Source organism: Synechocystis sp. FACHB-908, assembly GCF_014698595.1.
GTDB lineage: Bacteria > Cyanobacteriota > Cyanobacteriia > Cyanobacteriales > Microcystaceae > Synechocystis.
The window spans coordinates 34,829-48,443 of record NZ_JACJTH010000021.1 but is presented as its reverse complement, the minus strand read 5'-3'; the positions used below and the strand labels follow the sequence as shown (position 1 = coordinate 48,443).

The window sequence follows — 13,615 nt, the reverse complement described above, 5'->3', positions numbered from 1 at the left end:
CGACCAGGATGGCGATCTCCAACGAGAATTTGCCGCTATGCTAGGGGTTGACAATGATAGACGGCAAAAATTGTTGAAAACTTTTCATCCCCTTACGGCGATCGCCGTCACTCCCCAAGCCGTTAAATTGCTTCTGCCCGTGGTGGAAACGTTGACGGGAAAATTGCTTTTATCAAAATCTTTGGCAGAGGAATTAGAGCTTGGCAAAAATTCCCTAGTGGAAACCTATGGCGATTCTTTGGCAACGGCTGTGGCAGAACGCTGGAATAACCATCAAGCCTTTATTTTTGGTTTAGCCACGGGGGCCGTAGTCCGCTTAATTGCTCCTTTATTGCAAAGTAAACAAAGTGATCCCGCTGTGCTGGTGGTGGATGCCATGGGTCAATCGGTGATTAGTTTACTCAGCGGCCACCAAGGGGGAGGCGATCGCCTGGCGCAGATAGTGGCGGAACAGTTGCAGGCAAAAGCAATTCTCACTGGCGGGGCCAATGGCTTGGGGCAGATAGCAGTGGATTGTTTAGGCATCCCCTTTGGTTGGCGCAAAGGAAAAGGAGATTGGACAGCGGTAAGTTCTGCTTTGGCCGCTCAAAAATTAGTAGGAGTAACACAAACGGCGGGGTTAACTCTTTGGCAAAATCATTTACCCCCAGGCCATGGTTTTACTTTTTCTGGAACTAAGGAGACGACGGCAACCTTATTAATCACCGTTCAAGAAAGTAATTTGGAAAAACTGAATAAACCCATGGCCCCATGGCATCCCCGACTGTTATGGATTGGCGTTGGCTGTGTGCGGGGTACGGATTTAGCTTTGTTAGAACGGGCTTTGTTAGAAGTTTTAGAACGGGAAAATTTAAGCCCTTTGGCGATCGCGGGCCTGGCCAGTGTCCATTTAAAAGCCGACGAAGTGGGAATGCAACAATTCGCCCAAAAATACGATTTGCCCTTTTTCACTTTTCCCCCAGAACAGTTAGCGGCCCAGGCTGTCCCCAATCCCTCCGAGGTGGTTCTTCAAGAAGTGGGTACCCCCAGTGTGGCGGAAGCGGCGGCATTAACGGCGGCTCAAATGTATAGCCAAGGGGGAAAATTGATAGCGGAAAAAGTAATTGTTAAACAACACAACCAAGCAGTAACAGTGGCGATCGCCAAGGGAGAAAGGGAATACATCGGCAAACCGGGACAGTTATGGTTAGTGGGCACCGGGCCCGGAGAATTAAGCCAAATTTCCCCAGCGGCCCGAACGGCTATTAGAGAAGCAGACGTGCTCATTGGCTACGGACTTTATTTAGATTTGATTGATCCTCTACGACGACCCGGCCAAATTTGTGAAACGTTCCCCCTCACCCAGGAGCGGCAACGGTGTCAGCGAGCCATTGAGTTGGCCCAATGGGGTTTAACGGTGGCGGTGCTATCCTCCGGGGATTGTGGCATTTACGGCATGGCTGGGCTAGTGTTGGAAGAACTGGAGAAATTAAATTGGGATGGGCAAACCCCCGCAGTGGAAGTTTTTCCCGGCATTAGTGCCTTCCAAGCAGCGGCGGCCCGGGTGGGTGCTCCCCTGATGCACGACTTTTGCGCCATTAGCCTCAGCGATTTGCTTACCCCCAAAGAAAAAATTCTGCAACGGTTAACGGCGGCGGCCCAGGCGGATTTTGTCACCGCTCTGTATAACCCCAAATCCCAAAAGCGCACCGAGTTGATTGAACAGGCCCAAGCTATTTTCCTACAATGGCGATCGCCAACCACTCCGGTGGCCCTGGTGCGTTCCGTTTATCGCCAAGATGAAACCATTGTGCGTACCACGTTGGCGGCAATGCTGAACTTTCCCATTGATATGCTGACGGTGGTGCTCATCGGCAACAGTAACACCTACAATTATCAAGATTATTTGATTACTCCCCGGGGCTATTATGCCAATGCCTAGAAAAAAACAGTCAATTACTGGAGCGGTGCTCAAGCCCTCTAATCCCATAATTTTCAAGGTACCCTGAATAGAAGTGAGTCCGTTGACCGGGAGTATTTTCCAATGAAGCTGGTGAAGGATGTACAACTGAGGCGTTATACCCCTCCCACCTGTACTTTAGAGTTGTGGCAAACTCGACGGGTATGGCAAAGACCTCCCCAAACTTTGCCGGCGGATTATCGTTTTGCGCTCCATTTTGACGATCCCCGTTTGCCGGAAGTAGAACAATTAACTTTGTCTGGCACACCGGAGGAGTTGGAAGCCCTCGCTTTAGCGGTGGAAACCTATCTCCAGCAACGGCTTAACCCCTGTGCTTCCTTGGAACCAAGCACCTATCCGGAACCAGTATTTAATGCGGACGGTGAACCTTCTTTTTGCCTACGACCCCAGGGATTATGGAGCCATGAACTTTTGGGGATGGGGGCTCCCATTACCCTCAATACTTCCCAGTTGTACGATCTGATGCTGGCCTTGGAAGGTTTCCGTCTCCAGGATTTAGAGCCGAGCCGGATGTCAGTGCTCATGGCCAGAGAACAGTCGCCTAAAGCATTGGTCTTAGCCGGAATGGTAGCAGCCGGTAGTGTGGCGGCGATCGCCATAGCGGCCCTGTGGATGCGCCAACCCCAACCCGAAGTGGCGGTGCAGAATAATTTTCAACTGCCAATGCCCAACCAATTTCAGTTTGAGGAAGTTAGCTCTATGGTGCCACCACCACCGAGGGGCGATACCCCCTCCCCTCAATTGGCCCCAATCCTAGCTTTACGGGATCCTCTGCCTTCCCCCAGTGCCGTGCTAGCTGCTGCTCCCCCTCCCCGTAATCCTAATATTCCCCTAGTGGTGCCCCCAGAAAGGGTGCGTCCCCCTGATTTACAAGCTCCAGGAGCCCCAGGGGAAACCTATATTGCCATTCCTGATCCCACTAATCTACAACCCCTGACACCGCCGCCAGAACCGTCTTACCCCGGTGCCTTGGCTATTTTGCCCCGCCCCGACGGTCAACCCCTACCCTATGGTGGCGAGATATTGTCCACTACCCCCGATTTACCGCCTCTGCCCCCTGCTTCTAATCCCGTTAGTTTTAGGCCGCCTCGACCCCGTGCTGTGCCACCCCGTTCCACCAATTTACTGGACACCATTCCCCAGGTGGCGGAAGTGCGTAAGTTCTATCAAGAGCAGTGGCAACCGCCGGAAGATCAAACCCAAACGTTGGAATATCGCCTACAAATTGATCCCAGTGGGACGGTGAAGAGAACCATGCCCCTAGGCCGAGCCGCTAGCATTTACATGGCCCGCCTGCCCCAACCTGCCCCTGGGGAACCGTTGGTCTCTCCCCTCGCCGATGACAGGATGGAAACCATTCGCTTAGTACTTACTCCCCTGGGAGATGTGAAGGCTTTTCTGGAAGATCAACCCCAATAGTCCGCACCATCCAACAAAAAAAGGCCCGCTGGTTTTTCCGTCGGGCCTGGTTTAATCTGTTTTAGTTTTACAGCGCGAATTCCTAGGCCAGGGCCGCTACTTTAGGCCAACGTCCTACAGTTTGCCCAATAACCGCCAATTGCTTCATGGTTTCGTCGAAGCGGTCGGGGGTCAAAGATTGGGGCCCATCGGACATAGCTTTAGCCGGGTTGGGATGCACTTCAATCATCAAGGAGTCTGTCCCCGCGGCGATCGCCGCCATGGCCATGGAGGGCACATACTCGGATTTACCGGTGCCGTGGCTGGGGTCGATCATAATGGGCAGGTGCGTAAGGGAGCGCAGGACAGGCAACACCGACAAATCAAGGCAATTGCGGGTGTAATGGCCGTCAAAGGTGCGAATGCCCCGCTCACAAAGAATCACGTTGGGATTACCCGCCGCGAGAATGTATTCTGCCGCCATTAACCATTCATCAATGGTGGCCGCCATGCCCCGCTTTAACAGCACTGGCTTATCCTGGGCCCCTACCTTTTTCAGCATGGAGAAATTCTGCATATTGCGGGCACCCACTTGGATTACATCCGCCACTTCCGCAATGATTTCTAAATCCGCCGCATCCATCACTTCGGTGATAATGCCCAAACCAGTGGCTTCCTTAGCTGCTGCCAACAGACCTAGAGCACTTTCCCCATGACCTTGGAAAGCGTAGGGAGAGGTACGGGGTTTGAAGGCGCCGCCCCGTAAAAACTGGGCCCCGGCCGCCTTAACTCGACGGGCCGTTTCCACAATCATGGTTTCATTTTCCACCGAACAGGGGCCTGCTACCACAGCCACCGGATGGTTTTTGCCGATCGCCACGGGGCCAGCGGGGGTAGAAACGATTACTTCACTGTATTCCCCATGGCGGAAAGTCAAACTAGCCCGTTTAAAAGGTTGTTCCACCCGTAATACATCTTCAATCCAGGGGCTAACCTCTTGGATTTGCAAAGGATCAAGTCCGGCTGTTTCCCCCACCAACCCCATCACAACTTTGTGCTTACCAACAATCTTTTCGGGGGTGAGGCCCCGTTCGGCAAACTCCTTACCAATGCGCTCAATTTCTATTTCTGGGGTGCCGACTTTCATGACGACGATCATGACAAACTTCCTCTATTCGATAGGTTGGGACAGGGAGGGTTAAAAGCTTAGCTAAAGGTCTGACAGTAAATGCGGACTCGAAAAGCCGATGCTAATGCTAATTTTAACGAAATTATTTTGACCAACAGGACTGGGCAATTATTATTGACCAATTGTTAACTTTGTTAACGAAAATTTACAAATTCTGAGTTTTGTTCAACGATCGCCATTGTCCTGGGCCGTTTGTTGGGCGTTGCGCCAGACAGCGATGGTACGACTGAGGTTGAGGCGAAATTCCGGCCAGCCCCAGACACTGCCAGGCTCATCTTCCCAGGAGGTGGAAAAAATGCCATAGCTTAAGCCCACCACCCCTAGACCAAAAAAGAGCAGACTCACCGAAAACACCACATAGGTGGGAATCTCAAACCAGTCCCGGCTCACAACAAGATAAAAAAGCACAAAGGATAACATGCCCAGCCCAGTGGGAATGCCGGAGAACAGGGCCATGCGTTTAACCATCCTTTGGCTCACCACGGCGGGAATGCCACTGTCTGCTGAACGGCGGCCCTTTTTATCTTTGGCTCCGCTGGTTTTAGTGCTCGGAGCCACCACTGCAGGGGGCTTTTTTTCAACCTTTTTCTTTTTTGATTTCCGCTCAAAAGGAAGACGGTCTCGATTGGTGGGGTCAGCCATGGGAAAAATGCAAAAACTTAACGACGGATACCGAGGCGTTTGATCAGGGCTTGGTAACGTTCTGGTTCCCGGGCATTGATGAAGCTTAATAGACGCTTACGACGACCAATCATTTTGAGCAGGCCCCGACGGGAAGCGTGGTCTTTGGGGTTAGCTTTGAGGTGCCCTGTGAGCTGGGTAATTCTTTCTGTCAAGAAGGCCACTTGCAGATCAGCGGACCCAGTATCAGTCTCGTGGGCTTGATACTCGGTCATCAATTCTTGTTTACGGATTTGGGTTAAGGACATAGTCTCTGTGGAAAAAACCTAGGCTGTAAAGTATTGGGCGATAAATTTCGTTGCAATCTCTTACTATATCACGTTTGCCGGAGGGCTCCTTTCCATCACGAAAAGGGAAAGTTATCGACAACCAAAGACGTTGGGGGGCAAATCATTCCAGATTCAAATCAGATCTAAAACAGATAACTATGGGCCAAACTGAGCAGAAAGGTTAACTGGCCTGTCAGGAGGAGCAGATAGATAACAATGCGCCGTTGGAAAACGGAAAGCAATAGCCCGATGCTTTTGACATCAATCATGGGGCCAAAGACTAAAAATGCTAACAGGGAGCTACTAGTGAAGGTGGAAACAAAGGAGAGGGCAAAAAATGAGTCCACTGTGGAACAGACCGATACCACCACCGATAGCAACATCATGGCCAAAATGGAGCTAATGGTGCCTTGTCCCAACAGTAAAATCCATTCCCTGGGAATGAAAACTTGGATGACGGCGGCGATTAAACTGCCTAAAATTAGCATGCCGCCCAATTCCCGTAATTCCTGCACAATATTGTCGGTGAACATTTCCCAACGGCTGGGGGCAATGGGGGGTAGGAGGGTTTCCACCGCTTGCTCGTCTAATTTCAGCAGTTGACCGCTGTTACCACTTCCCAAGAGAAAGGTGCCCGATTGCAAAAGGGGGGATTCACAGGCGATCGCCGTGGGGGATTCTTCCGGACGAGTGAGGTAGGCCAATCTACGACCCAAAGCAGGTTTAAGCAGAGGCACTGCGTCCAACTGACGACTAAACACCCAACTGACAATCACAGTAATAATCAGGGAGCAGACTACCCGGGCCACTACCATGCCCGGTTGATCCCGAAAAGCCACCCAGGTGGACCAAATCACAATCGGATTAATGGTGGGAGCAGCCAACAAAAATGCCACTGCTACCGAAGGGGGCAAACCCTGCATCAAAAATCTTCTGGCCACGGGCACATTGCCACACTCACACACCGGAAACATAAACCCCACCAAGCTACCGGCGATCGCCCCGAGGAAAGGATTACGGGGAATATAGGCAATTAGCTTTTTTTCATCGCTGAAGACTAATAGGGCACTGGAGAGCACTACCCCAAAGGTGAGGAAGGGGATGGCCTCCACCAGCAAGCTCAAAAAAATAGTAAAGGCTTCGTGCAATTGGGTCATAGATTTAAGCAAAGCCAGGCAGAGTCAGCCCAGGGGACAAAAACTTCCTGAAGCTCACGGTGAGAGGAGCAAAAAACGATAATACCAAACTGCGATCTTTCTAGGGTTGGGTAGGGGTAGGCGTCCCCCCGGTCCCCCCGCCCTGGTTATTGGGTTCCGTCGGTGCCAAAGGGTTTTGGGGTGGGGGTAACTGGGGATTTTTCACCTGTAGTTTAATGGCCTCCAGCAACTGTTTTAGCCCCTCTTCCTCCGGATAAATTTTCGTCAACTTCTCCATCGGGGCGATCGCCCCGGCCAAATCCCCCATTTGTAAACGAGCTTCCACCAGCCCTTGCAACGCGTTGGGATTATCCGGTTCCCGTTGCAATACTTTTTCATATCCCCCAGCGACCTCCTTTAAGCGCTCCAGATCTGCCGCTGTGGGTTGTTGCGGTGTCCCCTGGGATGGACCCTCAGTCTGGTTAGCATTGCCCCTCAACACAGTCAGCATCGGCACTGTCATCATGCCTAGAAAAGCCAACCCTGAAGCAATGATGAAGGTCTTTTGTAAAATCTTTTTGGTGGAAGCCATAGAAAAGGGGAAAATTCCCAATAACAACAAAATTAAGCTGGGGGAGCCGGACTTTCTGCAATCCAATGCCGATGATAACGCGAGGGCCTGTCGGCAAAGTTTTAGTTTCCCGGCCAAAACTTGGCACTAAATAAAAGCTCCGACAATATTAAAGGGCTTTCAAAACAAGCTTTAGTTAAGAGAAGGCAACGGATAGTAGGAAAAATAACTGTAAACCCCCCCCGCAAAAGCCGAGCCACAGATTAGGGCTAATAATAACAAGCTTTGCCCCTGGCCCATACCCAGATTACGCAACTCAATCCGACCCAGAATAGCCGCCGCTAGTAGCAACAAAAATGAAGTGAAATAATTAAACCACCGCAGGGCCACGACAAAAACAAAACACCAAAACACCATGGACACCATCGACCGCAATTCTGACTTAGCCCAATTGCCCACCACATAGGTCATCAGGGTAATGGGGGTAGTCAAAGCTAAAGTGGTCAACGTAATGATGAACAGGGTAAAAATATGGATTAAAGCCAGAATCGTCCTTTGATCCAGTTCTATCTGCCAACCCTTGAGGTGTTCGTGGAACATCGTGCTCCAGGGCACACTGGCCTCGGCCAATCTCCAGCCAAAGGCCACATAGGCAACAATTACCAAAGCAAGGGATAAAAAAGGAATGGATTTGAGCCAGGGCATGGACAGTTTCCCCCCAGGGCTGAGGATTATCGTGATCAAAACAGCCAAAAACGAGAAAACGAAGAAGGCATAGTCGGCCACAGAAACCCACCGCCATCTTCGTTAATCTTCGTGCCAAAACAAATCAGGACATAAACTGAATGATGTAATCAAAATAGGGAGCTGTCTCATTGGCATCCTCTGCACTCAACAGTCCCAACGCCGCATCCTTCAGTACAGTTACCGCGTCGACCATCCCTGGCACCGGCACATTTAAGGAGTTGTACATTTCCTTCACACCGATTAAACCAGTAGTTTCAATGGGTTCTTTGTTGCCCGCTAAAACGCCATAGGTAACTAGGCGCAAATACCAACCGTAATCGCGCAAACACTGATTATATTGCCGCTGACCGTAGGCATTACCTCCGGGAGCACGGTATTCAGGGTGCTTCTTAAACAGTTGTTTTTGGGCTTGATCGACTATCTTTTTTTCATTTTCGGCCAGGGTTTCCGCAATGCGAATACGCTGGGCACCGGTGGTTAAAAACGCCTGGATCCCTTTGAGTTCACCGCTAGTGGGGTAGCGGAGTTGATCGTCGGCTTGCAAAATAACTTGACTAACTACACTCATGATATCAACAAGAATTTCATATCATACTGTAGTTTAGCCTGAGTTGCCCCATACTGCCCCAGGCTAAATACCCTCTCATCCTGAGGCAGTGTACTTTTTCCTGCTGCTTCCCTAGACGGCCACGGCCTGGGGGCTAGAAGCAAAAGCTGCTTTCAACACATCCACTTTGTCGGTGTATTCCCAGGGCAAATCCAGGTCATTGCGACCAAAATGGCCATAGGCGGCCACATCTTGATAAAATCTCCCCCCCCGTTCGGCGGGCAAATTCCGCAAATTGAGGGATTGGATGATACCGGCTGGGCGCAGTTCAAAGTTTGCCAATACGACTTCCAGCAGTTTTTCTTCATCTACCTTACCGGTGCCAAAGGTATCGATTAAAACGCTGACTGGGCGAGCAACCCCAATGGCGTAGCTGACCTGTACTTCGCATTTATCTGCTAAACCGGCAGCAACAATGTTTTTGGCCACATAGCGGGCGGCATAGGCCGCAGACCGGTCTACCTTGGTGGGATCCTTACCGGAAAAGGCACCACCGCCATGGCGGGAATAACCACCGTAGGTGTCCACAATAATTTTCCGTCCCGTTAAACCAGCATCCCCTTGGGGACCCCCCACAACAAATTTGCCAGTGGGATTAACAATAAAGCGGGTTTTATCAGTGGGCTTGAGGGCAATGTCGCTGAAGCAATGACCCACCACTACGTCCCAAAGATCGGCTTTAATTTTGGCTTGGACTGCATCGTTGTCGGTGATATCGCCAATGTGCTCGTCGTGCTGAGTGGAAATGAGGATGGTATCAATGGCTACGGGTGAGCCATCTTCGTACAGGATGGAAACTTGGGTTTTACCGTCGGGGCGAAGATAAGCCAATTGGCCAGATTTACGTACTTCCGATAGGCGCAGGGCAATGCGGTGGGCCAAACTAATGGGTAGGGGCATCAATTCTGGGGTTTCGTTGCAAGCATAGCCAAACATTAGGCCCTGATCGCCCGCACCGATTTTGTCTAACTCGTCGTCGCTGAGGGCATGGCGCTGTTCTTGGGCGGCGGTTACACCTTGGGAAATGTCGGGGGACTGTTCGTCGATCGCCAGCATGACGGCACAACTGTTAGCGGAGTAGCCATTATCGGCGTTGGTGTAGCCAATTTCAGCAATTTTCTGGCGGATCAATTCGACAAAATTAATGTGGGCTTGGGAAGTAATTTCCCCCGTCACTAGGGTCAAGCCTGTGTTGACTACGGTTTCCGCCGCTACTCGACTGTTGGGGTCCAGGGTTAGGAGGGCATCAAGGATGGTATCGGAAATCTGGTCACACACCTTATCAGGATGGCCTTCTGTCACCGACTCGGAAGTAAATAAATAGCGCTTAGACAAAGTCTTCAGTCCTCGTACACGATAAAGGCTATTGGGCAAACAAGACCTTCAACAAAGCTTGTTAAGTTAAATTAACATTTCATCATACAGGTTATTTTCCCTGGTACGGGAACGGAAAGGGCTAAAATTTGTTCCCTATGCTACCAATACCCCTGGGAATTTTTGGGCTTGGAGGGCTGTTTGTAATAGCTCCGGCCCTGCAGAAGCCAATAGAGTGGAATCACTCAGGGTACGACGCCAAAATTTAGCCCTGGGTTGACCATTGAACAAACTCAATAAATGCCTGGTAATTTGATTAAGGCGATCGCCGTGACGTAAACGCTCTTCCACATAGGGCAACATACGTTCAATAATTTCCGCTCGGCTGGGGACTAAATTGGTTTTGTGGTAAATGTCCCGGTCTACGGTGGCGAAAAGGTAGGGATTTTCGTAGGCGGCTCGGCCCACCATCACTGCATCCACATGGCTAAGATGCTGTTGAATTTGCTCAGTTTGGGTGATACCGCCATTAATTTCGATCAATAACTGGGGAAAATCCTTTTTTAATTGATAAACATCTTCGTAACGTAGGGGAGGAATGGTTCGGTTTTCCTTGGGACTAAGCCCCTGGAGCCAGGCTTTACGGGCATGGACAGTGAATCTTTGACAGCCAGCGTTTGCCACGATTTCGACAAAATGCACTAAATCTTCATAACTGTCCCGATGATCAATGCCAATGCGATGTTTAACGGTGACGGGAATTTCCACGGCCTTTTGCATTGCACTCACACATTGGGCTACCAAATCCGGTTGAGCCATTAAACAAGCCCCAAAATTGCCGCTCTGCACCCGATCGCTGGGACAGCCCACATTCAAGTTAATTTCGTCATATCCCCAATCCTGGCCAATGCGGGCACATTCCGCTAGGAGTTGGGGATCATCGCCCCCCAATTGCAACGCTACGGGTTTTTCCTCCGGGCTAAAATTTAATAACCTCTGGCGATCGCCGTGGAGGATGGCCTGGGCCGTAATCATTTCTGTGTACAACAGGGTGTGGCGGGTTAACTGCCGTAGAAAATAGCGAAAATGGCGATCAGTATGGTCCATCATTGGGGCCACACTGAGGGGATTAATAGAAGAATCAGCGAAAATTTTTGTCATCAGGACAATATTTACGTTAAATCAGTCTCCATGCCAACTTCATCCACCAATGCCGGCAGATTCAGGGTGGCATAAATTTCCGCCAAAGGAATGGCTAAATTAAGCGCCTCAATGTCGGCGATCGCCTCTAGACCCTCATAGGACTTCAGCAACCAAAAATCCTGGGGAGTCCGCTGAAAACACTCCACCAAATACTGCTGGGCGTTGACCAAAATATACGCCCATAAACTGGGCAGGGTGCGGTAATCCTGAAACTTTTTGCCCCGGTCAAAGCCTTCTGTGGATTCCGACAAAACCTCAATAATCACCCTGGGAAAATTAACAAATGCCTGGCTCGGAGCATCTCTTTCGTCACAAGTTACCAACAGGTCAGGATAATAAAACCGTCTTCCTTCCTTTAGTTTCACCTTCAAATCAGCAAAGTAGACACGACAGCCAGAATTTTGGAGGCGACTACGAAGGGCCATGTAAAAATTGCCACTGATGATGTTGTGAATTCCACCAGTGCCGGCCATGGCGTAAATCTGGCCATCGATGTATTCATGCTTAACGTCACTGCGGCTTTCCAGCTCTAAGTAATCGTCGGGGGAAAAGTATCCATTGGAGGAGAGCGCAACCATCTGCCTTGCCAAATTTGTCTAATTGATTGCCTTCATTCTATGGCCCCACACCATTGCGTTAAATATCTTTACGATCGCCATTGGCTAGCCATGGGAAGCTAAAATACAGGCCGGATAACCCCATTTACCCTTTCCCAAAGCCAGAGTACCCTAGGGGAGAGCGAGTAAATTGCAGGCCGAAAATCCGAGAGAATCGGTAAAATGGCAAAGTCAGCATTTTCGCTTGTAAACCCAACATTACCTACAAACTTCAACAAAAAACACCTGTGGCCGATAAAAGAAGACCCCAACGCGACTTACCTCAAATTAACGAAAGAATACGTTTCCCAGAAATACGAGTCATTGACAGTGACGGTGCCCAATTGGGGATCATTACCCCCAATGAAGCCATGGAAATCGCCGACGAGCGGGGGCTCGACCTTGTGTTAGTGAGTGAGACCGCCGATCCGCCGGTGTGCCGCATCATGGACTATGGCAAATATAAATTTGAGCAGGAGAAAAAAGCCCGGGAGGCCAAGAAAAAACAACATACCGCCGACGTTAAGGAAGTAAAAATGCGGTACAAAATCGATGAACACGACTATCAAGTGCGCATCAATCAGGCCAAACGCTTCCTCAAAGCTGGGGATAAAGTCAAGGCAACGGTGAACTTCCGGGGGCGGGAAATTCAGCACGCCCACCTAGCGAAGGAATTACTGGACCGCATGGCAACGGACCTGGCCACCGAAGCCGATATCCAGCAGGCTCCCAAACGGGAAGGACGCAATATGATGATGTTCCTTTCCCCCAAAAAGGTTTAGACCTATACAAACGATGAACCTACGCCGTTGAATGGTTCTTAAAAAGTTTTGTGAATCCCCTGAGAAGGTGTTTGGAAAGTTTTATTCTGCCCCCTAAATCTCCTCACTAAAGCTCCGGCAATACTAGAGGACTTTCAGTCAGTTTCCCCCTAAATTTGGGGGTCAGGGGGGCTTTTAAAGCATGTTCTGAGACGATCTGAGGGGATTTTTCTTTTGGCTGTTACAACGGGGTCAATGTTGCCGGAGGGCCGCACAAGTTTTCGGCCCCTGTCCTAGAATGGGGAAATTAGCAGAGCCCCACTGGTGGAGGAAACGGTCTTGGACGAACTGCGCTCAGCGTTAGAGTTGGCGACGGAGGATGAACTGACCCAACTAACGCAAATTCTCTTTTGTAGAAAATTTAATCCTTTGGATTATCTGCAAACCCCCCTTCCGGTGGAGGTACAAAGCTTGGATCGTCCCCTCTGGGAAAGTTCCCTCGAGGAAAGATTCCGCTATTTAGCCGCCGATGGCCTAACGGTTTTACGGGGCAAGGCCAAGCAATTTAGCTACCGGGACACCCTCATTCGGGTTTGTCAATTCCTCAAAGTGCCCTACGCCCAACAGATGACTACCCTGGATTTGGAAACGGATATTTTTCTCCACTTGGTCAACCAAGCTTGGCAAAAATTGCCCCCGGCGGAGCAGAATAATTTGACTCGTAAAATCCAACAGTCCCTGATTAATTCTCCTTTGCCGGAACCTCTGCCCCTGCAAATTCAACACAATCCCGTCAATGTCATCCTCAAGGGAGGTGGGGCGATCGCCGTTAGTTCGGTGCTCAGACCCCTACTGTTGGGGCGCATCTTACAGCAAGTGACGGTACACATTGCCCAATATCAAGTGGCCAAATCGTTGCTGATGAAGGGGGGACTAAATGTCGCCAGTCAGTTACAAAATCAGTTAGCCCTCCAAACCGCTAAACAGGGGGTGCTGATGGGAACGGCTCGTTACGGGGCAGTGCGGACAATTTTTTCGGTGTTGGGACCGGCTCTGTGGGGATTATTCCTAGCGGATCTGGGCTGGCGAGCGATCGCCACTAACTATGGGCGTATTATTCCGGTGATTTTTACCCTGGCCCAAATCCGTTTAACGAGGGAAACCTGTTGGCAACTGGCCTAGG

At 50.4% G+C, this 13,615-nt stretch carries 14 protein-coding genes; 4 read left to right on the top strand and 10 right to left on the bottom strand.

Features of this window, described 5'->3' with window-relative positions:
- Positions 1-37 precede the first annotated feature (37 nt).
- Positions 38-1,921 (top strand): precorrin-3B C(17)-methyltransferase, encoded by a 1,884-nt coding sequence (gene cobJ, locus H6G46_RS06550; RefSeq protein ID WP_010871508.1) that lies wholly within the window; start codon positions 38-40, stop codon positions 1,919-1,921.
- Positions 1,922-2,023: 102 nt separating this feature from the next.
- The gene (locus H6G46_RS06545; protein WP_010871509.1) at positions 2,024-3,379 is read left to right on the top strand and encodes a DUF4335 domain-containing protein; all 1,356 of its coding nucleotides are present in this window, start codon (positions 2,024-2,026) and stop codon (positions 3,377-3,379) included.
- Positions 3,380-3,461: 82 nt separating this feature from the next.
- Here H6G46_RS06545 and aroF read toward each other — a convergent pair whose 3' ends face one another.
- The 10 genes from aroF to H6G46_RS06495 all read right to left on the bottom strand — a co-directional run bounded on the left by aroF (position 3,462) and on the right by H6G46_RS06495 (position 11,653).
- Positions 3,462-4,517: a 3-deoxy-7-phosphoheptulonate synthase gene (aroF, locus tag H6G46_RS06540; RefSeq protein WP_010871510.1), complete on the bottom strand. Its 1,056-nt coding sequence runs from the start codon at positions 4,515-4,517 to the stop codon at positions 3,462-3,464.
- 195 nt (positions 4,518-4,712) lie between these two features.
- Positions 4,713-5,189 (bottom strand): PAM68 family protein, encoded by a 477-nt coding sequence (locus H6G46_RS06535; RefSeq protein WP_010871511.1) that lies wholly within the window; start codon positions 5,187-5,189, stop codon positions 4,713-4,715.
- 17 nt (positions 5,190-5,206) lie between these two features.
- Positions 5,207-5,476 (bottom strand): 30S ribosomal protein S15, encoded by a 270-nt coding sequence (gene rpsO / locus H6G46_RS06530; RefSeq protein ID WP_010871512.1) that lies wholly within the window; start codon positions 5,474-5,476, stop codon positions 5,207-5,209.
- A gap of 164 nt (positions 5,477-5,640) precedes the next feature.
- Positions 5,641-6,654: a permease gene (locus H6G46_RS06525; RefSeq protein WP_010871513.1), complete on the bottom strand. Its 1,014-nt coding sequence runs from the start codon at positions 6,652-6,654 to the stop codon at positions 5,641-5,643.
- 100 nt (positions 6,655-6,754) lie between these two features.
- Positions 6,755-7,225 (bottom strand): tetratricopeptide repeat protein, encoded by a 471-nt coding sequence (locus H6G46_RS06520; protein ID WP_010871514.1) that lies wholly within the window; start codon positions 7,223-7,225, stop codon positions 6,755-6,757.
- A gap of 171 nt (positions 7,226-7,396) precedes the next feature.
- On the bottom strand, positions 7,397-7,957 hold the full coding sequence (locus tag H6G46_RS06515) for a hypothetical protein (protein ID WP_199303434.1): 561 nt from the start codon (positions 7,955-7,957) through the stop codon (positions 7,397-7,399).
- Positions 7,958-8,033: 76 nt separating this feature from the next.
- Positions 8,034-8,519 (bottom strand): allophycocyanin subunit alpha-B, encoded by a 486-nt coding sequence (gene apcD, locus H6G46_RS06510; RefSeq protein ID WP_010871516.1) that lies wholly within the window; start codon positions 8,517-8,519, stop codon positions 8,034-8,036.
- 111 nt (positions 8,520-8,630) lie between these two features.
- Positions 8,631-9,893, bottom strand: a complete 1,263-nt coding sequence (gene metK, locus H6G46_RS06505; RefSeq protein ID WP_010871517.1) for a methionine adenosyltransferase — start codon at positions 9,891-9,893, stop codon at positions 8,631-8,633.
- Positions 9,894-10,028: 135 nt separating this feature from the next.
- Positions 10,029-11,033 (bottom strand): tRNA dihydrouridine(20/20a) synthase DusA, encoded by a 1,005-nt coding sequence (dusA, locus tag H6G46_RS06500; protein WP_010871518.1) that lies wholly within the window; start codon positions 11,031-11,033, stop codon positions 10,029-10,031.
- Positions 11,034-11,044: 11 nt separating this feature from the next.
- Positions 11,045-11,653, bottom strand: coding sequence for a Uma2 family endonuclease (locus H6G46_RS06495; RefSeq protein WP_010871519.1), 609 nt, complete (start codon positions 11,651-11,653; stop codon positions 11,045-11,047).
- A 266-nt stretch (positions 11,654-11,919) separates the two neighbouring features.
- Between H6G46_RS06495 and infC the strand changes: the two genes are divergently transcribed.
- Both infC and H6G46_RS06485 read left to right on the top strand, forming a co-directional pair.
- Complete coding sequence (gene infC, locus H6G46_RS06490; RefSeq protein WP_010871520.1) at positions 11,920-12,453, top strand: translation initiation factor IF-3; 534 nt, start codon at positions 11,920-11,922, stop codon at positions 12,451-12,453.
- Positions 12,454-12,756: 303 nt separating this feature from the next.
- Entirely contained in the window at positions 12,757-13,614 is an 858-nt protein-coding gene (locus tag H6G46_RS06485) for a YaaW family protein (protein WP_010871521.1), read from the top strand.
- Position 13,615 lies beyond the last annotated feature (1 nt).